Origin of the sequence: Citreimonas salinaria, from assembly GCF_900107235.1 — a bacterium.
GTDB classification, from domain to species: Bacteria; Pseudomonadota; Alphaproteobacteria; order Rhodobacterales; family Rhodobacteraceae; genus Citreimonas; species Citreimonas salinaria.
The window spans coordinates 1-19754 of sequence record NZ_FNPF01000016.1; the positions used below are offsets into that span (position 1 = coordinate 1).

The 19754-nt window shown below is 70.3% G+C and carries 22 protein-coding genes; 7 read left to right on the plus strand and 15 right to left on the minus strand.

Annotated features, from left to right (window positions below; all coding sequences use genetic code 11):
- Positions 1-549 precede the first annotated feature (549 nt).
- Positions 550-1047 carry a hypothetical protein gene (locus tag BLW27_RS16160; RefSeq protein WP_089884836.1) on the plus strand — a complete coding sequence of 166 codons (498 nt, stop codon included), beginning with the start codon at positions 550-552 and terminating at the stop codon, positions 1045-1047.
- Here BLW27_RS16160 and BLW27_RS16165 read toward each other — a convergent pair whose 3' ends face one another.
- The 5 genes from BLW27_RS16165 to truA form a co-directional block, all read right to left on the minus strand.
- The gene (locus tag BLW27_RS16165) at positions 1048-1227 is read right to left on the minus strand and encodes a Trm112 family protein (RefSeq protein WP_089884838.1); all 180 of its coding nucleotides are present in this window, start codon (positions 1225-1227) and stop codon (positions 1048-1050) included.
- Positions 1224-1865 (minus strand): LON peptidase substrate-binding domain-containing protein, encoded by a 642-nt coding sequence (locus BLW27_RS16170; RefSeq protein WP_089884840.1) that lies wholly within the window; start codon positions 1863-1865, stop codon positions 1224-1226. Before BLW27_RS16170 ends, BLW27_RS16165 begins: the two co-directional genes overlap by 4 nt.
- 27 nt (positions 1866-1892) lie before the next feature.
- The gene (gene trxA, locus BLW27_RS16175) at positions 1893-2816 is read right to left on the minus strand and encodes a thioredoxin (RefSeq protein ID WP_089884842.1); all 924 of its coding nucleotides are present in this window, start codon (positions 2814-2816) and stop codon (positions 1893-1895) included.
- A gap of 160 nt (positions 2817-2976) precedes the next feature.
- Positions 2977-3765 carry an exodeoxyribonuclease III gene (locus BLW27_RS16180; RefSeq protein ID WP_089884844.1) on the minus strand — a complete coding sequence of 263 codons (789 nt, stop codon included), beginning with the start codon at positions 3763-3765 and terminating at the stop codon, positions 2977-2979.
- 92 nt (positions 3766-3857) lie between these two features.
- Positions 3858-4634 carry a tRNA pseudouridine(38-40) synthase TruA gene (truA, locus tag BLW27_RS16185; RefSeq protein WP_089884847.1) on the minus strand — a complete coding sequence of 259 codons (777 nt, stop codon included), beginning with the start codon at positions 4632-4634 and terminating at the stop codon, positions 3858-3860.
- Positions 4635-4737: 103 nt separating this feature from the next.
- Between truA and BLW27_RS16190 the strand changes: the two genes are divergently transcribed.
- From BLW27_RS16190 to ileS, 5 genes are all read left to right on the plus strand, one after another.
- The gene (locus tag BLW27_RS16190; RefSeq protein WP_089884850.1) at positions 4738-6165 is read left to right on the plus strand and encodes a YcjX family GTP-binding protein; all 1428 of its coding nucleotides are present in this window, start codon (positions 4738-4740) and stop codon (positions 6163-6165) included.
- Positions 6162-6641: a GNAT family N-acetyltransferase gene (locus BLW27_RS16195; RefSeq protein WP_245710914.1), complete on the plus strand. Its 480-nt coding sequence runs from the start codon at positions 6162-6164 to the stop codon at positions 6639-6641. The genes BLW27_RS16190 and BLW27_RS16195 overlap by 4 nt, the downstream gene beginning before the upstream one ends.
- Entirely contained in the window at positions 6638-7654 is a 1017-nt protein-coding gene (locus tag BLW27_RS16200) for a YcjF family protein (protein WP_089884852.1), read from the plus strand. Before BLW27_RS16195 ends, BLW27_RS16200 begins: the two co-directional genes overlap by 4 nt.
- A 78-nt stretch (positions 7655-7732) precedes the next feature.
- Positions 7733-8449, plus strand: a complete 717-nt coding sequence (locus tag BLW27_RS16205) for a VIT1/CCC1 transporter family protein (RefSeq protein WP_089884854.1) — start codon at positions 7733-7735, stop codon at positions 8447-8449.
- A gap of 277 nt (positions 8450-8726) precedes the next feature.
- Positions 8727-11741: an isoleucine--tRNA ligase gene (gene ileS, locus BLW27_RS16210; RefSeq protein WP_089884856.1), complete on the plus strand. Its 3015-nt coding sequence runs from the start codon at positions 8727-8729 to the stop codon at positions 11739-11741.
- A 100-nt stretch (positions 11742-11841) separates the two neighbouring features.
- On the opposite strand, the gene rpsO is transcribed toward ileS, so the two are convergent.
- The 4 genes from rpsO to BLW27_RS16230 all read right to left on the minus strand — a co-directional run bounded on the left by rpsO (position 11842) and on the right by BLW27_RS16230 (position 14407).
- Complete coding sequence (gene rpsO, locus BLW27_RS16215; protein WP_089884858.1) at positions 11842-12111, minus strand: 30S ribosomal protein S15; 270 nt, start codon at positions 12109-12111, stop codon at positions 11842-11844.
- Between the two features lie 157 nt (positions 12112-12268).
- Positions 12269-13483: a calcium-binding protein gene (locus tag BLW27_RS16220; RefSeq protein ID WP_143042312.1), complete on the minus strand. Its 1215-nt coding sequence runs from the start codon at positions 13481-13483 to the stop codon at positions 12269-12271.
- A 104-nt stretch (positions 13484-13587) separates the two neighbouring features.
- Positions 13588-13881 (minus strand): DUF5665 domain-containing protein, encoded by a 294-nt coding sequence (locus BLW27_RS16225; RefSeq protein ID WP_177177953.1) that lies wholly within the window; start codon positions 13879-13881, stop codon positions 13588-13590.
- The gene (locus tag BLW27_RS16230; protein WP_089884862.1) at positions 13874-14407 is read right to left on the minus strand and encodes a DUF1643 domain-containing protein; all 534 of its coding nucleotides are present in this window, start codon (positions 14405-14407) and stop codon (positions 13874-13876) included. Before BLW27_RS16230 ends, BLW27_RS16225 begins: the two co-directional genes overlap by 8 nt.
- 90 nt (positions 14408-14497) lie before the next feature.
- Here BLW27_RS16230 and BLW27_RS16235 point away from each other — a divergent pair, with 90 nt between their 5' ends.
- Positions 14498-15469, plus strand: a complete 972-nt coding sequence (locus BLW27_RS16235; protein WP_089884864.1) for a threonine ammonia-lyase — start codon at positions 14498-14500, stop codon at positions 15467-15469.
- Between the two features lie 20 nt (positions 15470-15489).
- Here BLW27_RS16235 and BLW27_RS16240 read toward each other — a convergent pair whose 3' ends face one another.
- From BLW27_RS16240 to BLW27_RS16265, 6 genes are read right to left on the minus strand one after another with little or no spacing between them, the layout of a single operon-like run.
- Entirely contained in the window at positions 15490-16518 is a 1029-nt protein-coding gene (locus tag BLW27_RS16240; RefSeq protein ID WP_089884866.1) for a succinylglutamate desuccinylase/aspartoacylase family protein, read from the minus strand.
- A 54-nt stretch (positions 16519-16572) separates the two neighbouring features.
- Positions 16573-17220, minus strand: coding sequence for an RluA family pseudouridine synthase (locus BLW27_RS16245; RefSeq protein WP_089884868.1), 648 nt, complete (start codon positions 17218-17220; stop codon positions 16573-16575).
- A gap of 41 nt (positions 17221-17261) precedes the next feature.
- Positions 17262-17873: a LysE family translocator gene (locus BLW27_RS16250; RefSeq protein WP_245710915.1), complete on the minus strand. Its 612-nt coding sequence runs from the start codon at positions 17871-17873 to the stop codon at positions 17262-17264.
- Positions 17870-18490 carry a LysE family translocator gene (locus BLW27_RS16255; RefSeq protein ID WP_089884870.1) on the minus strand — a complete coding sequence of 207 codons (621 nt, stop codon included), beginning with the start codon at positions 18488-18490 and terminating at the stop codon, positions 17870-17872. The genes BLW27_RS16250 and BLW27_RS16255 overlap by 4 nt, the downstream gene beginning before the upstream one ends.
- Positions 18491-19036 (minus strand): hypothetical protein, encoded by a 546-nt coding sequence (locus BLW27_RS16260; RefSeq protein WP_245710916.1) that lies wholly within the window; start codon positions 19034-19036, stop codon positions 18491-18493.
- Positions 19033-19752 carry a 16S rRNA (uracil(1498)-N(3))-methyltransferase gene (locus BLW27_RS16265; RefSeq protein ID WP_089884872.1) on the minus strand — a complete coding sequence of 240 codons (720 nt, stop codon included), beginning with the start codon at positions 19750-19752 and terminating at the stop codon, positions 19033-19035. The genes BLW27_RS16260 and BLW27_RS16265 overlap by 4 nt, the downstream gene beginning before the upstream one ends.
- Between the last annotated feature and the right edge of the window lie 2 nt (positions 19753-19754).

Consider the following 19754-nt stretch of genomic DNA (forward strand, 5'->3'; position numbering starts at 1 on the left):
CGAAGCCCTACCAGCGCGACATACAGACGTCGATCCATCGAATGAACCAAACCGCCCGCATATCTCTTCAGATACCATCAATGTCAAAAAACGTGCTGACACGAACACACGAACTGCGCCACTAGGAGATGCCGCACCCCGCCTTCCATGCCAACTGGTGTGAACCGCGACCGCCAGGGCCGCTGCCCGTCCCGCGGTGCCTCAGCGCCGCCGGTGAACGCTTATCTACGGATGGGTCCGCCGAGTCGCAAGCACAAAAATCCGCCCCCGGGCGATTTTTTTCGCAAGCCGTCCTAGGCCCCTCGTGCACACCCATATCTTGCGCGTGTGACAGTGCTTTGACACTACCGGCCGGGACCACCCCGTCAAGCGTGTCGAGCGTGCCCGGATTCCCGCACCGCGCCATATCCGCCGTTCCGCCGCATTTTCCGTCACATGGCGCGTCCGCGCCCGCGTCGCATGGCGGGAACACGATCCCCCGTTCCCGTGTTCTCCTTGCATGGAACGCTTGTTGAACATGCGCAGCGCCCGCGTAGACCGAGGCATGCGATGACGTGGTCTTCGGAGGATTTCGCCGGTCTTGCGGAGCGTGCCGCGAAGGGCGCCGGCTTTCCGGAGGAGAGTGCCCGTACCTTCGGACGCGCCGCCGCCGTGCATCTGGCGCGCGGCGGCCGGCCCGACGCCATCGCCGAGGCGCTGCGCGATCCGGCCGACAGCCCGATCCTGCGGCTGCCCCTGCTGATGCGGGACGTCATGCGCGCGGCGAAGATCGCCGGGCCCAGCGTCGCGCTGTCCGTGCTGCCGGCCGATCGCGCGCTGGCGCCCGATTATGCGGAATTGCTGCCCGTGGCGCTGCGGGACGTGACCGTCATGGACGCGTCCGCGGGCGGTCCCGCGCGCCTCAGCGCGATCGTCACGGAAGAGCCGCCCACGGATTCGGCCGCCCTGCCCGCGCTCGAGGTGCCCGAGTCGCTGGTCGAAACGCTCGACCGGCTGGCGAACCGGGCGCTCCCGGCCGCGGAAGCCGCGCGGGACGCGGCCCCCTGATCAGCCTTCGAGCCTGCGCGCCTCGTCGACCAGCATGACGGGGATCCCGTCGCGGATCGGGAAGGCCAGGCCGGCGCGCTGGCTGACCAGCTCCTGCAATTCGGCGTCGTAGCGCAGACCTTCATGCGTCACCGGGCAGATCAGCGCCTCGAGCATCCTGCGGTCGAAGGTCGTGGTCATTGCATGCGATCCTCTTCGCCGCCACGCATGGCGTATTCCATCAAGGTCACCAGCGTCTCGCGCCGCGTCGAAAGCGACGGCGCCTCGAGCAGGGCCTGCTTGTCCTCGGGAGAGAAGTCCAGAAGCATCGACAGCGAGTTGATCAGCAGCTCGTCGTCGGCATCGCGCAGCGTGTCCCAGTCGGCCGAGAGGTCGCGCGACGTGAAGTAGCGGTCGAGCCGGCGCAGGAACCACTCGCGGTCGAAGCTCCGGTCGTGCTCGGCCGGGTCGAGGTCGCGCTCGAACCCGTCCCAGGCGACGGCGCAGCGGCGATACGGGGTGAAGCCGTCGATCTCGTTGAGCACGCGGAACCGCGACATGCCCGACAGGGTGATCATGTAGCGCCCGTCCTCGGTCTCCGAGAACTGGGTCAGCCGGCCGGCGCAGCCGATGCGCTGCAGGCCCTTGTCCGACCGGCCCGGCACGCTGACGGGCTGGACCATCCCGATCAGCCGCGTGTCGGTCTTCATGCAATCGTCCAGCATCGCCAGGTAGCGCGGCTCGAATATGTGCAGCGGAAGGCGGGCGCGCGGCAGAAGCAGCGCCCCCGGAAGCGGAAAGATCGGGATCGTGCCCGGCAGGTCGGTCATCCGTTTCATGACAGCCCAGCTAGCCCGCAGCGGGGCTCAGGCAAATATCATCGAGCTCAGGCGCCGGCGACCTTTCAGCGCGACCGGGTCGTTCGGCTTCAGCGCCTCGAAGATGGTCGTCAGCTGCGCCCGGGCGGCGCCTTCGTTCCACTCGCGGTCGCGGCGGAACAGCTCCAGCAGGTGGTCGACGGCCTCTTGAGCATGGCCCTTTGCGTAAAGCGCCTGCGCCAGGTCGTAGCGCGCCTGGTGGTCGTCGGGATCGGCCTCGACCTTCGCGGTCAGTTCGGCCACCGGGCCCACGCCCGCGGCCTGCTTGGCCAGCTCGATCTGGGCATGCACCGCCTCGAGCTCGGGCGCCTTGGCGATCTCGGCGGGCGCGCCGTTCAGGATCGCCTCGGCCTGTTCCATGTCGTCCATCGCCAGGTGCGCACGCACCAGCCCGGCATAGGCGCGGGCGTTCTTGTCGTCCTCGCCCAGGATCGCGGCGAAGACCTGCGCCGCATCCGCGGCCGCGCCTTGGTCGAGCATCTCGTCCGCGGTGGCCAGCGCCTCTTCGAGGCCGCCATCGTCGCCGGCGGCCCCACCCGCGGCCTGCACCACGCGGTCGATGAAGGCCTTCAGCTCGGACGGCGGAACCGCCCCTTGGAAGCCGTCGACCGGCTGGCCCTGCCAGAAGGCGTAGACCGTGGGAATCGACTGGATGCGCAGCTGGCTGGCGATCGTCTGGGCCTGGTCGACGTTGACCTTGACCATCTTCACCGCGCCCTTGGCGTCGCGCACCGCCTGTTCCAGCGCGGGGCCCAGCGTCTTGCACGGGCCGCACCAGGGCGCCCAGAAATCGACGATCACCGGCACCTCGTTCGAGGCGTCGACCACCGCGCTCATGAACTCCGCCTCGGTGATGTCCCGGATCAAATCGCCCGCATCGGCCTGCGTCTTGCCGCCGCCCAGTTCCAGCATGTCGTCCTCCGCCCTTTCGGTTCATGCGGGACGCCGCCCCGCCGCGGTAAATTCCGGTGTTAGATGGCGCAGCACGCCCTGCGATGCAAGGCCCGCCAGCGTCCTTCATTCTGGCCGAAATACTCCCGGGGGTCCGGGGTCGGCGCCCCCGGCGGCTGCCTCACAGGTCGAAAGTCGCGAAGACCGGCGCGTGGTCCGAGGGCTGCTCCCAGCCGCGCACCGTGCGCAGGATACGGCTGGAATGCGCGGCGCCGGCGATGTCGGGGCTGGCCCAGACGTGGTCCAGCCGGCGGCCCTTGTCGGCCGCGTCCCAGTCGGGCGACCGGTAGGACCACCACGAATAAAGCTGCCCCTCGGGGATGTCCGCGCGCGTCACGTCCACCCAGCCCCCGGCCTCCTGCGCAGCACCCAGGTGCTCGACCTCGATCGGCGTGTGGCTGACGACCCGCAGAAGCTGCTTGTGCGACCAGACGTCGTCCTCGCGCGGGGCGATGTTGAGGTCGCCCACCAGGATCGCCTTCTCGGGGCGGCTGTCGCGGAAATGGTCGCGCATCTCGGCCACGTAATCCAGCTTCTGGCCGAACTTCTCGTTGATCGCGCGGTCGGGCTTGTCGCCGCCGGCGGGGACGTAGAAATTGTGCACCGTCACGCCGTTCTCGAGCTCGGCCGCGACGTGGCGCGCGTGGCCAAGCCCGGCGAAGTCGAAGCTGCCGGTCTCGCGCAGCGGGATCTTCGACAGGATCGCCACGCCGTTATAGCCCTTCTGCCCGCGCGCCACGCAATGGCCGTAACCCAGCGCCTCGAACGCCTCGAGCGGCAGCTTGTCGACCGGGCTCTTGCATTCCTGCAGGCACAGCACGTCCGGCGCCTCGTCGCGCAGCAGCCGCTCGACCAGCCCAGCGCGCAGGCGGACCGAGTTGATGTTCCAGGTGGCAAGCGTGAAGGGCATCGGAATCCTCGTGCAGTCGGTTGCGCGGTGCGGTGGGCCCGGGTTTGGCCGCGACGACGCGCCCGGTCAACCCGTCCCGTCGGCGCGGCCGGTCAGGGCACGGCTGCGAAAGGGTCGTCGTCGTAGCCCACGCCAACCAGCGCCAGCCCGCCGGGCGGACAGACCGGCCCGCAGGCCGCGCGGTCGCGCGCCGCCAGCGCGGCGGCCACGTCCTCGGGCGCCCAGGCCCCCGCGCCCACGCGCTCCAGCGTGCCGACAATCGAACGCACCTGGTTGTGCAGGAACGACCGCGCGCGCAGGAACAAGCGCAATTCCGGCCCGGCCGGGCCCTCGACCCGGTCGACCGAGATCTCGTCCATCGTCTTCACCGGCGATTTCGCCTGGCAGATCGTCGACCGGAACGTGGTGAAGTCATGCGTCCCGATCAGGTGCGACGCGCCCTCGCGCACCGCGTCGAGGTCGAGCGCATGGTTCACCCGCCACACCTGCCCCGCCTCCAGCGTCGCCGGCGCCCGCCGCGTCAGCAGCCGGAAGGCATAGCGACGCTCGACCGCCGAGAACCGCGCGTGCCAGTCGTCGGCCACCAGCGCCGCCGCCCGGATCGCCACCGGCGCGGGCTTGAGGTGGTAGTTCAGCGCCTCGGACAGCCGGAACGGGTCCCAGCCCCTCTCCATGTCGCAATGCGCCACCTGCCCGCGCGCATGCACGCCCGCATCCGTGCGCCCGGCGGCCGCGATCGTGTGCGCGCGCTTCTCCAGCTGCGCCAGCGCGTCCTCGATCGCGCCCTGCACCGACGGGCGGTCGGCCTGTCGCTGCCAGCCCGAGAACGGCCGGCCGTCATATTCCACGAGAAGCGCGTAGCGGGGCATGGCCGCGCCTTACCCCGCCCCGCGCCGCCCGGCAATCCCACGCGCTCTGGCACAGCCCGCCGGGCTTGCCTATGTTGGCGCCAACCAGAGACAGGAGCCCGCCTTGGTCATAGGAACCATCGCCGACACGCTCACCCGCGGGGTCGAATCCGTGACCGGCACCGTCTCGGGCGCCTTTGCAGAACCGACGATCCGCCTCGGCGTCACGGGCCTGTCGGGCGCGGGCAAGACCGTCTTCATCACCGCGCTGGTGGCCAACCTGCTGGACCGCGGGCGGATGCCGCAGCTGGTCGCGCAGGCCGAGGGCCGCATCCTGTCGGCCTACCTCCAGCCCCAGCCCGACGACACGATCCCACGCTTCGACTATGAGACGCATCTCGCCCAGCTCACCTCCGACAGCCCCCGCTGGCCCGAGGGCACGCGCGCGGTCAGCCAGCTGCGCCTGTCGCTGCGCCTTCGCCCCGCGGGCCTGCTGGCCGGGCTGCAAGGGCCGCGCAAGGTGCACCTAGACATCGTGGATTACCCCGGCGAATGGCTGCTCGACCTCGGGCTGATGGACAAGACCTACGGACAGTGGTCCGACAGGATGCTGACCCGCCTGCCCCACCGCCCCGGCGGCGCGAAGGTCGCCGAGGCCCTGCGCGCCGAAGATGCCCGCGCCCCCTTCGACGAATCCCGCGCCCGCACCCTGGCCCAGACCTACACCACCGCCCTGCACCAGGCGCGCCGCGCCGGCTTCTCCGACTGCTCGCCCGGCCGCTTCCTGCTGCCCGGCGAGATGGAGGGCTCCCCCGCGCTGACCTTTGCACCCCTGCCGCCCGATCCGTCCGCGCCGCGCAACTCGCTCTGGCGCGAGATGGAGCGCCGCTTCGAGGCCTACAAGCGCCGCATCGTCAAGCCGTTCTTCCGCGACCACTTCGCCCGGATCGACCGGCAGGTGGTGCTGGTCGACGCGCTCGGCGCGATCCACGCGGGCCCCCAGGCGCTCGAGGATCTGCGCGCCACGATGGCCGACATCCTCACCGCCTTCCGCCCCGGCGCCAACGCCTTCCTGTCCCAGATCTTTCGCGGCAAGCGCGTCGAGCGCATCCTCTTCGCCGCCACCAAGGCCGACCACCTGCACCATTCCCAGCACGCCCGCCTGACCGCCATCATGGAGGCGCTGACCCGCGACGCCCGCGACCGCGCGCGCTTTTCCGGCGCCGAGACGCAGGCCATGGCCATCGCGTCCCTGCGCGCCACGACCGAGGCGACCCTGCCCCACAAGGGCGAGACGCTGGACGTGGTGCAGGGCACGCTTCTGGACGCCGACAACACCCGCGGAAAGCAGGCCGCCTTCCACCCCGGCGCGCTGCCCGACGACCCCGCGCGCCTGCTCGCCCCCGCCCGCGAGGGGGCCGAAACCTGGCTGGACGAGGATTACGCCATCATGCGCTTCGCCCCCGCGCGCCTGTCGCTGAAACCCGGCGAAGGCCCGCCGCACATCCGGCTCGACCGCGCCGCGCAGTTCCTGTTCGGAGACCGGCTGTGACCGCCGCCTGCGCCGCGCATGCGCCGCTCCTGCGCCCCGCTTTGCCCACCGATGCCGGCGCCGTGGGCGACATCCTGTCGGACTTCATCGACTCCACGCCCTGGATGCCACGCATCGACACCCGGGCCGAGGATCTGGCCCATGCAGCGATGCTGGTCGATCGCGGCTGGGTCACGCTGGCCGAGACGCCGCAGGCAGACCCCGGGCCGCGCGTTCTGGGCTTCCTCGCCCGCCAGGGCTGCGCCATCCACGCGCTCTACCTCGCCCGCCCGGCCCGCGGCCGCGGCATCGGCAGGGTCCTTCTGGCCGACGCGCAGGCCCGCGCCGACAGGCTGTCGCTCTGGACTTTCGCGGCCAACGCGCCCGCGCAGCGGTTCTACGAACGCGCGGGTTTCGCCCCCGTCGAACGCACCGACGGCGAGAACGAGGAAGGCCTGCCCGACATCCGCTACCTGTGGGAAAGGCCCGCACCATGATCGACGACCCGCGCAAAACACGCCGGCCCGGCCCCGTCCTGATCGACCTCGACTCCGAGGCCCCCTCGCCCGCGACCGCGCCGCCGGTGCCCGATCCCGACGGCACCGACACGCCGAAGGGCACCGCGATGACGACCGCCGCGGCGCTGGCCGCGCGCCGTCCCTCGCGGCTGGCGCGCTGGTTCTGGCGGCTGGCGGGCGCGCTGGTCGCCACGATCGTCTCGATCGCCGCGTGGGAATTCGCCACCGGCCTGATCGCGCGCACGCCGCTGCTGGGCTGGGCGGTCACCGCGCTGATCGGCGCCTTCGCGTTCGTCTGCCTTGCGCTCGCGATCAAGGAGATCGCCGCGATTGCCCGGCTGGGCAAGGTCGACGCGCTGCACCACGCGGCGCTGACCGCGCGCAGCGACGACGACGCCGACGACGCGCGCCGCGTCTCGCGCGATCTCGCCCGGCTCTACGCCGCGCGCGAGGATACCAGCTGGGGCCGCCAGCGCCTGGCCGAGCGCGAGGCCGAGCAGTTCGACGCCTCCGCCGTGCTGGACCTTGCAGAACGCGAATTGCTGACCCCGCTGGATGCCGCCGCGCGGGCCGAGGTCGAGGCCGCCGCGCGCCAGGTCGCCGCCGTGACGGCGCTGGTCCCGCTGGCCTTCGCCGACGTGGCCGCGGCCCTGTCGGCCAACCTGCGCATGATCCGCCGCATCGCGGAGATCTACGGCGGCCGGTCCGGCACGCTGGGCGCGTGGCGGCTGACCCGTGCCGTCATGGCGCACCTCGTGGCCACCGGCGCCGTCGCGGCCGGTGACGACCTGCTGGAGCCGGTGCTGGGCGGCTCGGTCCTCGCCCGCCTGTCGCGCCGCTTCGGCGAGGGGCTGGTCAACGGCGCGCTCACCGCCCGCGTCGGCGTCGCCGCGATCGAGGTCTGCCGCCCGCTGCCCTTCCACGCCCTGCCTGCGCCCTCGGTGCGCGGCATCATCCGCCGCGCCCTGACCGGGTTGATGGGATCGCGCTGATCGCCTAAGCCCCGACGAAGCACGCCAGCGCGCGCCGGCCCGGCATCGGTGCCTGCCCGCAAGCCAGGAGCCTCTGCCATGCGTCTCACCGAACACGGCCACAGCCAGGACGAGATCGAGGAGCGCCTCGCCAACCCGCCCGGCCGCGGCTACCTGCGCGACGCGGTCTACGGCGCGATCGACGGCGGCGTGACCACCTTCGCCATCGTCGCGGGCGTCGCGGGCGCCGGGCTGTCGCCCTTCGTGATCGTGGCGCTCGGCCTCGCCAACGTGCTGGCCGACGGCTTTTCCATGGCCGCCGGCAACTATTCCGGCACAAAGGCCGAGCGCGACCAGGTCCACCGCCTGCGCAGTTTCGAGGCCCGCCACATCGCCCACAACCCCGAGGGCGAGCGGCGCGAACTGCGCGCCATCCTCGCCGCCAAGGGCCTGTCCGGAGAGACGCTGGACTCGGCCGTGCAGCAGATCTCGGCCAACCACGACACCTGGATCGACACGATGCTCGAAGGCGAATACGGCGTCGGCAGCGCCGACTCGCACCCGATCAGGGCCGCATCGGTGACCTTCGGCGCGTTCCTCGTGGCGGGCATGGTGCCGCTGACGCCCTTCCTGCTGGGGATCGGCGACGCCTTCACCCTCTCGATCTGGCTGACGCTGGCCACCTTCTTCTGCATCGGCGCGGTCAAGTCCCGCTGGTCGCTCGCGGCGTGGTGGCGCTCGGGGCTGGAAACGCTGGCGATCGGCGGCGTTGCGGCCGGCATCGCCTACGCGGTGGGAACGCTTTTCAACGCCTGAAATGCGCCGGTGTTCTAACGAAAGGTTAAAACGCCGCTGCAAGCCATTGATTTTGCTGGTGCGCCCTGATGTCCCATCGTGGGACACGCCCGCGCCGCCCCCTATGGACCCGTGACGCCGCCGGCCCTATAACGCCGGCAGCATGAAGCGGGCTTCGATCACCATCCTCCGAATTACCGGCCCGGCGCTCTGATCCCCAGAGCCGCCGGGACAAGGCGTCTGGACAGCCGCGCCGCCTGACCGCCCCGCCCAAGACCTGACCCCGAGGACCTCCCCGATGTGCGCCGAAACGCCCGATTACAAAGACACGCTCAACCTGCCGAAGACCGACTTCCCGATGCGCGCCGGCCTGCCCAAGCGCGAGCCCGGCTGGCTGGCCCGCTGGGACGAGATCGGCGTCTACGAGCGCCTGCGCGACAAGGCGGCCGAGGCCGAGGCCGCGGGCAATCCGCGCCCGCCCTTTACCCTGCATGACGGCCCCCCCTACGCGAACGGCCACCTCCATATCGGGCATGCACTGAACAAGACGATCAAGGACATGATCGTCCGCTCGCACCAGATGATGGGCCACGACAGCCGCTACATCCCAGGCTGGGATTGCCACGGCCTGCCAATCGAGTGGAAGATCGAGCAGCAGTACCGCGAGAAGGGCCAGGACAAGGATCAGGTCGACATCGTCGACTTCCGCCAGGAATGCCGCCGCTTCGCCGAGCACTGGATCGAAATCCAGCGCGACGAGTTCAAGCGCCTCGGCATCACCGGCACCTGGGACAACCCCTACCTCACGATGGACTTCCGGGCCGAGCGCATCATCGCCGAGGATTTCCAGAAGTTCCTCATGTCCGGCGTCGTCTACCAGGGCTCGAAGCCGGTGATGTGGTCGCCCGTCGAGAAGACCGCCCTGGCCGAGGCCGAGGTCGAGTACCACGACCACAAGAGCCACACGATCTGGGTGCCTTTCCCCGTCGTGTCGGGCGGCGACGCCCCCATCGCGGACGGCGAGGATGACGACTGGGCCGGCGCCGACCAGAGCCTCGCCGCCGCCGACCTGGAGGGCGCCAAGGTGGTAATCTGGACCACCACGCCCTGGACCATCCCGTCGAACCGCGCCGTCGCCTATCATCCCGAAATCGCATACGGCCTCTACGAGGTCACCGGCCGCCCCGAGGAATGCTGGGCCCAGGTCGGCGACCGCTACGTGATCGCGGACAAGCTCGCCGCCGAGGTGCTGGGCAAGGCACGGCTGGAGGACAGCATGTGGCGCCGCCTGCGCGCGGTGACCGCGGTCGAGCTGTCGACGATGACCCTCGCCCACCCGCTGCGCGGTGCCGAAGGCGCCGGCGGCTTCTGGGACTACGACGTGCCGATGATCGACGGCGACCACGTCACCGACGACGCGGGCACCGGCTTCGTCCACACCGCACCCAGCCACGGGCAGGAGGACTACGACTGCTTCCTTCAGCGCGGGTGGCTGGACCGGATGACCCACAACGTGGGCGAGGAATCGGAATTCCTGCCCCACGTGCCGCTGTTCGCCGGGCTGCGCGTATTCGATCACAAGGGCAAGGAGGGCAAGGCCAACACCGCCGTGATCGACGCGCTGGTCGCCAATGGCGGCCTGCTGGCGCGCGGCCGGATGACGCATTCCTATCCGCATTCGTGGCGCTCGAAGGCGCCGGTGATCTACCGCAACACGCCTCAATGGTTCGCCGCCATCGACAAGCCCGTGGGCGACGGCCAGGACACCTATGGCCAGACGATCCGCGAGCGTGCCCTGCGCTCGATCGACGAACTGGTGACCTGGACGCCCCGCACGGGCCGCAATCGCCTGCACTCGATGATCGAGAACCGCCCCGACTGGGTGCTGTCGCGCCAGCGCGCATGGGGCGTGCCGCTGACCTGCTTCACCCGCAAGGGTGCGCTGCCCACGGACGACGATTTCCTGCTGCGCGATCCGGCCGTGAACCAGCGCATCCTCGACGCGTTCGAAGCCGAGGGCGCCGACGCCTGGTACAAGCCCGGCGCCAAGGAACGCTTCCTCGGCACCGATCACGACCCCGAGCAGTGGGAGCAGGTCTTCGACATCCTCGACGTGTGGTTCGATTCAGGCTCGACCCACGCCTTCGTCCTGCGCGACCGCGAGGACGGCACCAAGGATGGCATCGCGGACGTCTACATGGAGGGCACCGACCAGCACCGCGGCTGGTTCCATTCCTCGATGCTGCAGGCCTGCGGCACGATCGGCCGCGCGCCCTATCGCAACGTGGTGACGCACGGCTTCACGCTCGACGAGAAGGGCAACAAGATGTCCAAGTCGCTGGGCAACATCACCGCCCCCGAGGAGGTGATCAAGCAGTACGGCGCGGACATCTTGCGGCTCTGGGTTGCGCAGGCGGACTACACCGCCGACCAGCGCATCGGTCCCGAGATCCTGAAGGGCACCGCCGACGGCTACCGCCGCCTGCGCAACACGCTGCGCTTCATGCTCGGCGCGCTGGGGCACTTTCAGGAGTCGGATCGCGTCGACGCCGCCGACATGCCCGAACTGGAACGCTGGGTGCTCCACCGGCTGGCCGAGCTGGATTCGGTGGTGCGCAAGGGTTACGCGACCTTCGACTTCCAAGGCGTGTTCCAGCAGCTGTTCAACTTCTGCACGGTCGAGATGTCGGCCTTCTACTTCGACATCCGCAAGGACGCCCTTTACTGTGACGGCGACACGCAGCGCCGCCGCGCCGCGCGCACGGTGATGGACCTGCTGTTCCACCGCCTGACCACGTGGCTGGCGCCGATCCTGGTCTTCACCACCGAAGAGGTCTGGCTCGAACGCTTCGGAGACGGTGCGGGCTCGATCCACCTGCAGGACATGCCCGCCACGCCCGCCGACTGGCGCGACGAGCCGCTGGCGGCCAAGTGGGCGATGGTGCGCCGCGCCCGCCGCGTGGTCACCGCCGCGCTCGAAGTGCAGCGGACCGACAAGGTGATCGGCGCCTCGCTCGAGGCGGCGCCGGTGGTGCATGTTCGCGAGCCCGAGATGCTCGAGGCGCTGCGTTCGGTCGCGTTCGAGGACGTGTGCATCACCTCGGACATCCAGTTGACCGGCGACCCGATGCCGGCCGAGGCCTTCCGCCTGCCGGAAACCGAAGGCGTCGGCGTGGTTTTCGAACATGCCGAGGGTGAGAAGTGCCAGCGTTGCTGGAAGATCCTGCCCGACGTGGGTCGGCACGCCCACCTCGGGACCTGCGCACGCTGCGACGCAGCCTTGGCCGCGACCGAGGCCGCCCCCGCCGAATGACCGAACGGGGGCCGCTGGGCCCCCGTCTCGCCCCGGTGCGGGGCCACAACGAAAAACGCCCGCCAATGGCGGGCGTTCTGGTCTTCGCGTCTCGGCAGGCTTAGCGGCGGATGCCCAGGCGCTGGATCAGCTCGCGATAGCGGCTTTCTTCCTTCGCCTTGAGGTAGTCCAGCAGCTTGCGGCGCTGCGCGACCAGCTTCAGCAGGCCCCGGCGCGAGTGGTTGTCCTTCTTGTGCGTCTTGAAGTGCTCGGTCAACGTCGCGATGCGGTTGGTCAGGATCGCGACCTGCACCTCGGGGGAACCGGTATCGCCCTCTTTCGTGGCGAAGTCCTTCATGACGCGCTGTTTTTCTTCGGCGGTGATCGACATCGGAAATCTCCTTTTCAGGTTCGAGTGACGGCACGAGCCGGGATGTCGTCCAGCAAGGCCCGGGTGCGCCTCACCGCCGCCAGAAGCGGCCGCAACGACGCGGATGCGTGCAGTTAGACGATTCTGCCGCGCGGCGAAAGGGTTTTCGCGCGTGCGATCACCCGGCCAGCAGCAGGCCGGCCTCGGCCTCGCCGATCAGGACAAGGTCGGCCAGGGCCGGCGCGTCGGCGGTGGCCAGCACCGACACCACCGCGCCATCGATCAGTATCTCGGTGCGCGTGGGGTCCTCGTCATTCGGGCGCATGTCGACCTGCGGCGCGCCCGCGTCGCTGTCGTCGTAGAGAATGACGATCTGATCCTCGGCCGGGTCGAAATCCATCAGTTGCGCGGCACCGGGGTCTTCCACGCCGCCATTGGGCGGCTGCAGCCATTCGCCCAGCATGATCAGGTCGGCCCCCGCCCCGCCGGTGACGACGTCGCCGCGTCCCGCAACGAGCGTGTCGTCGCCGTCATGGCCATTGAGATAATCAACCGCCGGCGCCTCGCCTTCGTCCAGGCCCGACAGCAAATCGTCGCCGTTGCCGCCCATCAGCGTATCGCTGCCCTGCCCGCCCATCAGCGTGTCGTCGCCTTCGCGCCCGTGGATGGCGTCGTTGCCGGCGCCCCCCGCCAACCAATCGTAGCCAAGGCCGCCCTGAAGTTCGTCTTCGCCCGCACCGCCGCGCAGCGCGTCGTCGCCGTGGTGGCCGAACAGGGCGTCGTCGCCCTCGCCTCCATCCAGCCTGTCGTCACCGGCCTGTCCGTGCAGCGTGTCGTCGTCCGCGCCGCCGTCGAGCCAGTCCGCCCCGTCGCCGCCGACAAGGGAATCGTCCCCTTGGAGACCGGCAAGCACGTCGTCGCCGTCATGGCCGCCGAGCACGTCGTGCCCACCGCCGCCGGCCATCGAGTCGTCGCCATTTTCCCCTTCGAGGATCAGGGGTACGGTTCCGGTCGGATCGTCCGGCAGGTCGTCGGCGCCGCCCTCGCCCGCTTCGTCGGTGACGGATGCAAGCCAGCCCTCTCCGGTGACGGACCAGGCGGCATCAGCCGCCTCTTCGGGCCACGCTTCGCCCGTTCCGTCGCCGGGCGAGTCTTCGTCGTCCGAAACGTCATCCAACGTGCCGTCACCCTCGCCGGCCCGGTCCATGAAATCTAGAATTCCAAGCTGGTCGAGAAGCGAGGTATTGCCGGCCGCCCCGCCGGGGTTTTCACCGTCTTCCGTATCGACATCCGCACGGGTGTCGAACTCGTCTTCCTCTTCCGCGCCCGCGACCGAAATCGCCACGAATGACCCGGCGGCCAGCGCACCCAACAAACCGGCTAGCAAAAGCATCGGCACACACCCTAAACAAATAAGGAATGGTCCCAGAACTTCCGCGAAAAATCAACGCGTTTCGCGCGTGAGGGTTAATCACGCCCGGACGCCCGCATTGTCGCTCAGTCCGGGCGAACCGACTGGATCTCGGTGATGACCTGCGTCGCGAAGGCGCCGAGGATCGGGATGAATTCGACCTGCGACAGGGCCACCACCAGCACCGATACCAGCGCCGAGGCGCCGAGCACGGTGCCCAGACCAAAGGCCAGCCCGCGCAGGAACTGGAACAGCAGCAGCCGCCACGTCGAGTTGTGGATGCGCACGAACCGGTGGCTGTTGAGCCGCGCGAACTCGGCCCGAAGCGCGCGGATGTCACGCGCCAGATCGAGTTCCGCCTGCTTTTCCGGCTCAGGCATCTGCGGTCTCGGACGAGGATTCCTGTGGCAGGACGAAACGCAGCAGCGGCGCGTCGTTGCGCACGTAAAGCGGGTGGCGCGGATGGCCGTCGCGGGTCAGTCCCAGGTGGCGCACGTCGCCGCGCAGCAGCGGCGCGACCTGGCTTGCGCGGTCGCGCAGGGTGCCGTGCACCCCCCATGCGGCAATGGTCACCGCCACGCCGTCCGACCAGTCGCGCAGCAGCGCGTCGGTCTCGGAGCCCACGGGATCGGCGGCTCGACGCAGGTCGGCCGGACGCGTCGCGCGCCAGGCGAACAGGTTCGCGATCCGCACCCCGCCGAACCCAAGCCGCACAGCACGGCGCTGGCAGCGCTCGATCGTCGGATCGTTGCGCTCTTCGGTGGCGGTCGAAGGGTTGAGCATCACGAACAGAATCTCGGGCGCGGTCGGATCCCATATGCGTCGAAGGCCGTAGCGGTAGCGCAGGCAGGGCGAGTACAAGGCGAGGCTTTCCTGCCCGTCACGGGCGACGTTTCGTTCGATCATGACGCAAGGTTGGGGCAACCGGTACCGGTTGACAAGACGCGGCCTCGCTTGCCCTATCGCCACGCCCGGAACCGCAGCAGGAACGCCCCGATGGACATCGCGATGATCGACGCCGCAGCAACCCGCCTTGCCGGCCACGCCCTGCGCACGCCGCTGCTGCACGCGCCGGGGCTTGACGCGATCGCCGGGCGGCGCGTGCTGGTCAAGGCGGAATGCCTGCAGCACACCGGCAGCTTCAAGTTCCGGGGCGGCTGGTCCGCGATCTCGGCGCTGGCGCCAGAGGCGCGGGCGCGCGGCGTGCTGGCCTATTCGTCGGGCAACCACGCGCAGGGCGTGGCGCGCGCGGCGCTGGCGCATGGCGTGCCGGCGGTGATCCTGATGCCGTCCGACGCGCCCCGCGCCAAGATCGACGGCACCCGCGCGCTGGAGGCCGAGGTCATCCTCTACGATCGCGCCACGCAGGACCGCGACGCGCTGGGTGATGCGCTGGCCGCCGATCGTGGCCTGACGCTGGTCCGGCCGTTCGACGAACCGCAGGTGATCGCGGGCCAAGGCACCACCGGCCTCGAGATCGCGGAACAGGCGGCGCAGGCCGGCGTGACCGAGGCCGAGGTGCTGGTCTGCTGCGGTGGCGGCGGGCTGACCTCGGGGATCGCGCTGGCACTCGAGGCGCGTGCGCCCGCCTTCACCGTCCGCCCAGTGGAACCCGAGGGCTTCGACGACACCGCGCGCTCTCTCGCCTCGGGGCGGATCGAGCGCAACGCCGCCGGGTCCGGCGGGCTGTGTGACGCGATCCTGACGCCTGCGCCCGGCGACATAACCTTCCCGATCATGCGGCGGCTGTGCGGCCCGGGGATCGTCGTCAGCGACGAAGACGCTCTGCGTGCGATGGCCGCGGCGTTCCGGCACCTGCGGATCGTGGCCGAGCCGGGCGGCGCGGTCGCACTGGCCGCCGCGCTGTTTCATGGCGCAGCGCTGAACGCGGACGCGGTGATCGTCACCGTCTCGGGCGGCAACGTCGACCCCGAGGTGTTCTCGCGGGCGCTGGACCGGGGCATCTAGCGCGGCACAAGCCGCACGACTCAGATGATCTCGTCCTCGTCGAACAGCGGTTCCGCCTTGCGGTGGGCGGCGACGTGGTGCGCGGCGGCGTCCGACCGCGCCGGCTGGGCCACGTGGAACAGCGCGTCGCCCTCGTTCACCACCGGCAGCTTGGTGCGGCCGACGATCACGCCGGCCTCGTCGGCGCGCACCTCGGTCTCGGCTTCGCCGAACGGGTCTGAGATCAGCCCCAGCACCTCGTCCTCGTCGACGAACTCGCCGGTGCCCTTCAGCGTGCGCAACAGCCCGCCCGACGGCGCCCTCACCCAGCGAGAGCCTTCGCACAGCACCGACGGCCCGCGCGCCTTCGGCACACCACGGCCCGAGATCATGCCAAGCCGCTCCATCACGCGCAGCACGCCGGCGACGCCCGCGCGGGCGGCGAACTCGTCGAAGCGCAGCCCCTCGCCCGCCTCGTAGAGCAGCACCGGCACGCCGGCCTTCTCGGCCTCGAGCCGCAGCGAGCCTTCTCGCGTTTTAGACACCAGCGTGACCGGCGCGGCAAACGCTCCGCCTAGGTCGCGCAGGCGGGCGTTGTCGGGCGTCAGGCGGATCTGCGGCAGGTTCGTGCGGCCGACGGCGGCGGAATGCAGGTCGATGCCCACGTCGCAGCGCGTCACGATCTGAGACATGAACAGGTCCGCCAGCCGCGCGGCGAGCGAGCCGTGCGGATAGCCCGGGAACACCCGGTTCAGGTCGCGGCGGTCGGGAAGATAGCGTTCCTGGTTGAGAAACCCGAAGGCGTTGACGATCGGCACCGCAATCAGAGTGCCCGAAAGGCGCGCCACCGGGGCGGCGCGCAGCATCCGGCGCACGATCTCGACCCCGATCACCTCATCGCCGTGGATGGCCGCCGAGACGAACATCACCGGGCCGGGCTTGCGCCCGTGCACGACATGGGCCGACATCACCGCAGGCGTGTGATCCGACAGAACCGAGACCGGCAGGTCCACGGTGCGGCGCTGGCCGGGCTGAATCCTTTCGGTGCCTAGGTCGAAGGGCTCTCGCATCGGGTCTCCTTTCCGCGGCGGATTAGGGGCGATGAAGGGGCGGCGCGCAACCATCTAGAACGGCGCGGGCGCGCGGAACGTCATCCCGTGCCCCGAAATCGGGTGGTTGAGGCGCAGTTCCAGCGCGTGCAGCATCAGGCGCGGATACTCGGCGCAGCTTTCGGGCGCATAGAACGGATCGCCGAGGATCGGGTGGCCAAGCGACAGCATGTGGACCCGCAGCTGATGGCTGCGGCCGGTCAGGGGATACAGCTCGACCCGGGTTTCAGTGTCATCCGCGCGCTTGACGCGCCAGTCGGTGCGCGCGGGCTTGCCGGTGTCAAAGCACACCTTCTGCAGCGGACGGTTCGGCCAGTCGACGATCAGCGGCAGGTCGACCGTGCCGCGCGCAGGCTCGAGTCGTCCCGCAAGGCGCGCCAGGTAGATCTTGCGGACCTTGCGCGCCTCGAAGGCCTGGTTCACCCGCTTCTGCGCGGTTTCCGTCAGCGCGAAGATCATCACGCCCGACGTGTCGCGGTCCAGCCGGTGGACCAGCCGCACGGTCGGGAAAGCCTTCTCCAGCCGCGTCAGAAGGCAATCCGCCAGATGGTCGCCCTTGCCCGGCACCGACAGCAGCCCGGCGGGCTTGTCGACGACCAGAATGTCGGTGTCCTCGTGCAGGACGGGAATGCTGCCGCGGGGCGGATCGTAGATGGTGTTCATGCGCCCCATGTGGCAGGCGCGCGGGGGATGGGCAAGCGGGGCTAGTCCCAGACCAGCCGCAGCGCCAGCCCGGCGAACACCAATGCCGATACCCGGTTGAGCAGTTGCCCGTGCCGGTGCAGTGCGCCCGCCGCCGCGCCGGCGGCGGCGCCGTAGATCGCGGTGACGACGAAGCCGCTTGCCGCGAGCGCGACTCCCAGCGCGGCCAGTTGTGGCGCGACGGGTCCGGCCGAGGCATCGGCGAACTGCGGCAGCAGCGCCGCCACGAACAGCCCGACCTTGGAGTTCAGCGCATTGGTCAGCACGCCGCGCCAGAAGACGCGGGCCGTGCCCTCGGGCGCGCGCTGCGGATCGGCGGGCGGTGTGCGCCACGCGTGGAAGGCCAGCCACAGAAGATAGGCCGCGCCGGCCCAGCGGATCACGTCCAGCGCGCCGGGATTCGCGGCGAGGATCGCGGCCAGCCCGACCACCGCCAGCGTGACGTGGCCTAATATCCCCAGCGCCACCCCGCCGGCCGCCGCGATACCCGCGCGCCAGCCGCCGCGCGCGCCGCAGGCGATGGCGAAAAGTACGTCCGCCCCCGGAGTCAGGTTCAGCACCAGCGCCGCGGCCATGAAGGCCGCCCAAGTGCCCGGATCGATCCCCGCGATCACGGCAGCCCCCGCAGCGCCGCTGCCGCCAGAGCGGCTCCGTACAGGATGAAGCACGCCGCCAGACCCTTGCGCACCGCGACATTGGCCACCGCCGACAGAGCCGCGCGGCCCAGACCTGCGCCCAGCGCCGTATAGCCCGCGTAGCTGGCGAAGGTGATGCCCAGTGCGGTTGGCACGATCGCCCACATCTGCTGGCCGATCGACACATTCGGCGACACGAACTGAGAGAAGGCGGCCAGGTAACCTGCCACCGATTTCGGGTTGATCGTGGCCACCAGGAAAGCATGGCCGTAGATCCGCGCGGGCGCCGCCGCCTCGGCCGTCAGCGGGCGGCCGGCGCGCCGCCAGGTGCGCACGCCCAGCCACAGAAGCACCGCGGCGCCCGCAATCTGTGCCGCCAGGAACGCAGCCGGAGACGCCTTGATAAGCGCGGTCACCCCGATCGCGGACAGGAACAGGAACAGCGCCGCCTGCGTCAGGATCGCCGCGACGCCCCACAGCGCGCGAGTAAAGCCGAAGGTCATTCCGTTGCGGATGCAGTTCACCGCGTTCGGTCCCGGAGAGGTGACGAACACGACCCAGAACCCGGCAAAGGTGGCCCAGGCCTCGACGCTCATCTAGTGCAGGCGCTTCTGCGTCGCGTCCGACGCGCGCCACACGATGACCGACGCTCCGCCGGGTGCGTTGAGGCTGCGCAGCATGTGCTCGGTCCGCATCCCGGGCAGGCTGGCGAAGGCGTCGAACAGCGCGTCGGCGCCCTGCGCCGTGACCGGAATCGCCAGCGGCGGCTGGTCGGGACGGTCGAGGATCCAGTGCGCGGGCAGACCTGTCGGGTCCAGCCGCAATGCGCGCAGCGTCTCCAGATCGGCGGTGCCGCCATCGAGCGGGCCCATGTAGGCGATGCGACCCTCGAGCACGCGCACCACGCCCGGACCGTCTTCGGCGGCGCGAAAACGCGCGCGCTGGATTCCCGCCACCGCCAGCGCCACCCCCGCCGTGGCGACGATCCAGCCGATCCAGACCATCAGCCCGAAGGAAAACACCACCCAGTAGAGCCCCAGCGCGATGACCGCGCCGCCGATCAGCGTCTCGCGCCAGCGCCGCAGCAGGGCCGTGGCCTCGGGACGCAGCGCCGGGCGCATCGACTGGCGTCGCTGGGTCATCGCCAATCGCCCAGCGCGGCCTGCCACAGCGTCATCGCCGCGACGGCCGCGGTGTCCGCACGCAGCACCCGCGGGCCCAGCGAGACCGGACGCGCCAGCGCCATGCCCGCCAGGCGCGCCCGCTCGGCAGCGGAAAAACCACCCTCGGGGCCGATCAGGATGGCCCAAGGGCCCTCGGGCGCGCCAGACAGCGCGGTGGCGGGCCCGGCGCGCGTCTCGTCGCAGAACATCAGGTGGCGGTCCGCGGGCCAGTCGGCCAGCAGCCGGTCGAGACGGACCAGATCGGCGACCTCGGGCACGAAGGTGGCGCCGCACTGCTCGGCCGCCTCGACGGCGTTGGCCTGGTGGCGGTCCTGCCGGAAGCGCTCGGAATTGGTGAACTCGGTCGCCACGGGCTGGATGCGGCGCACGCCCAACTCGACCGCCTTCTCGACGATGAAATCGGTGCGCGCCTTCTTCACCGGGGCGAAGCACAGCCACAGGTCGGGCGGTTCGCCTTGCGCGACGGCCTGCGTCATGCAGTTCAGCAGGCCGCCCTTCTTGCCCGTCTCGGCCACCACGGCGCGCCATTCGCCGTCGGCGCCGTTGAACAGCGCGACCTCGGCGCCCGGCTCCAGCCGCATCACCCCGAACAGGTAATGCGCCTGCTCGCGCGTCAGCGGCACCGGTTGTCCCTGCCCCAGCGGGTGGGTTACGAAAAGGCGAACCAGACTCATGA

What these genes read in the sequence shown, in the direction of transcription:
- BLW27_RS16230 (WP_089884862.1), bottom strand. Translation starts at nt 14,407, where the DNA reads ATGATCGAACGAAACGTCGCCCGTGACGGGCAGGAAAGCCTCGCCTTG.
- rpsO (WP_089884858.1), bottom strand. Translation starts at nt 12,111, where the DNA reads ATGTCGATCACCGCCGAAGAAAAACAGCGCGTCATGAAGGACTTCGCC.
- BLW27_RS16170 (WP_089884840.1), bottom strand. Translation starts at nt 1,865, where the DNA reads ATGAAACGGATGACCGACCTGCCGGGCACGATCCCGATCTTTCCGCTT.
- BLW27_RS16245 (WP_089884868.1), bottom strand. Translation starts at nt 17,220, where the DNA reads ATGAACACCATCTACGATCCGCCCCGCGGCAGCATTCCCGTCCTGCAC.
- BLW27_RS16220 (WP_143042312.1), bottom strand. Translation starts at nt 13,483, where the DNA reads ATGCTTTTGCTAGCCGGTTTGTTGGGTGCGCTGGCCGCCGGGTCATTC.
- BLW27_RS16200 (WP_089884852.1), top strand. Translation starts at nt 6,638, where the DNA reads ATGATCGACGACCCGCGCAAAACACGCCGGCCCGGCCCCGTCCTGATC.
- BLW27_RS16240 (WP_089884866.1), bottom strand. Translation starts at nt 16,518, where the DNA reads ATGCGAGAGCCCTTCGACCTAGGCACCGAAAGGATTCAGCCCGGCCAG.
- BLW27_RS16255 (WP_089884870.1), bottom strand. Translation starts at nt 18,490, where the DNA reads ATGAGCGTCGAGGCCTGGGCCACCTTTGCCGGGTTCTGGGTCGTGTTC.
- trxA (WP_089884842.1), bottom strand. Translation starts at nt 2,816, where the DNA reads ATGCTGGAACTGGGCGGCGGCAAGACGCAGGCCGATGCGGGCGATTTG.
- truA (WP_089884847.1), bottom strand. Translation starts at nt 4,634, where the DNA reads ATGCCCCGCTACGCGCTTCTCGTGGAATATGACGGCCGGCCGTTCTCG.
- ileS (WP_089884856.1), top strand. Translation starts at nt 8,727, where the DNA reads ATGTGCGCCGAAACGCCCGATTACAAAGACACGCTCAACCTGCCGAAG.
- BLW27_RS16235 (WP_089884864.1), top strand. Translation starts at nt 14,498, where the DNA reads ATGGACATCGCGATGATCGACGCCGCAGCAACCCGCCTTGCCGGCCAC.
- BLW27_RS16205 (WP_089884854.1), top strand. Translation starts at nt 7,733, where the DNA reads ATGCGTCTCACCGAACACGGCCACAGCCAGGACGAGATCGAGGAGCGC.
- BLW27_RS16260 (WP_245710916.1), bottom strand. Translation starts at nt 19,036, where the DNA reads ATGACCCAGCGACGCCAGTCGATGCGCCCGGCGCTGCGTCCCGAGGCC.
- BLW27_RS16165 (WP_089884838.1), bottom strand. Translation starts at nt 1,227, where the DNA reads ATGACCACGACCTTCGACCGCAGGATGCTCGAGGCGCTGATCTGCCCG.
- BLW27_RS16160 (WP_089884836.1), top strand. Translation starts at nt 550, where the DNA reads ATGACGTGGTCTTCGGAGGATTTCGCCGGTCTTGCGGAGCGTGCCGCG.
- BLW27_RS16225 (WP_177177953.1), bottom strand. Translation starts at nt 13,881, where the DNA reads ATGCCTGAGCCGGAAAAGCAGGCGGAACTCGATCTGGCGCGTGACATC.
- BLW27_RS16265 (WP_089884872.1), bottom strand. Translation starts at nt 19,752, where the DNA reads ATGAGTCTGGTTCGCCTTTTCGTAACCCACCCGCTGGGGCAGGGACAA.
- BLW27_RS16180 (WP_089884844.1), bottom strand. Translation starts at nt 3,765, where the DNA reads ATGCCCTTCACGCTTGCCACCTGGAACATCAACTCGGTCCGCCTGCGC.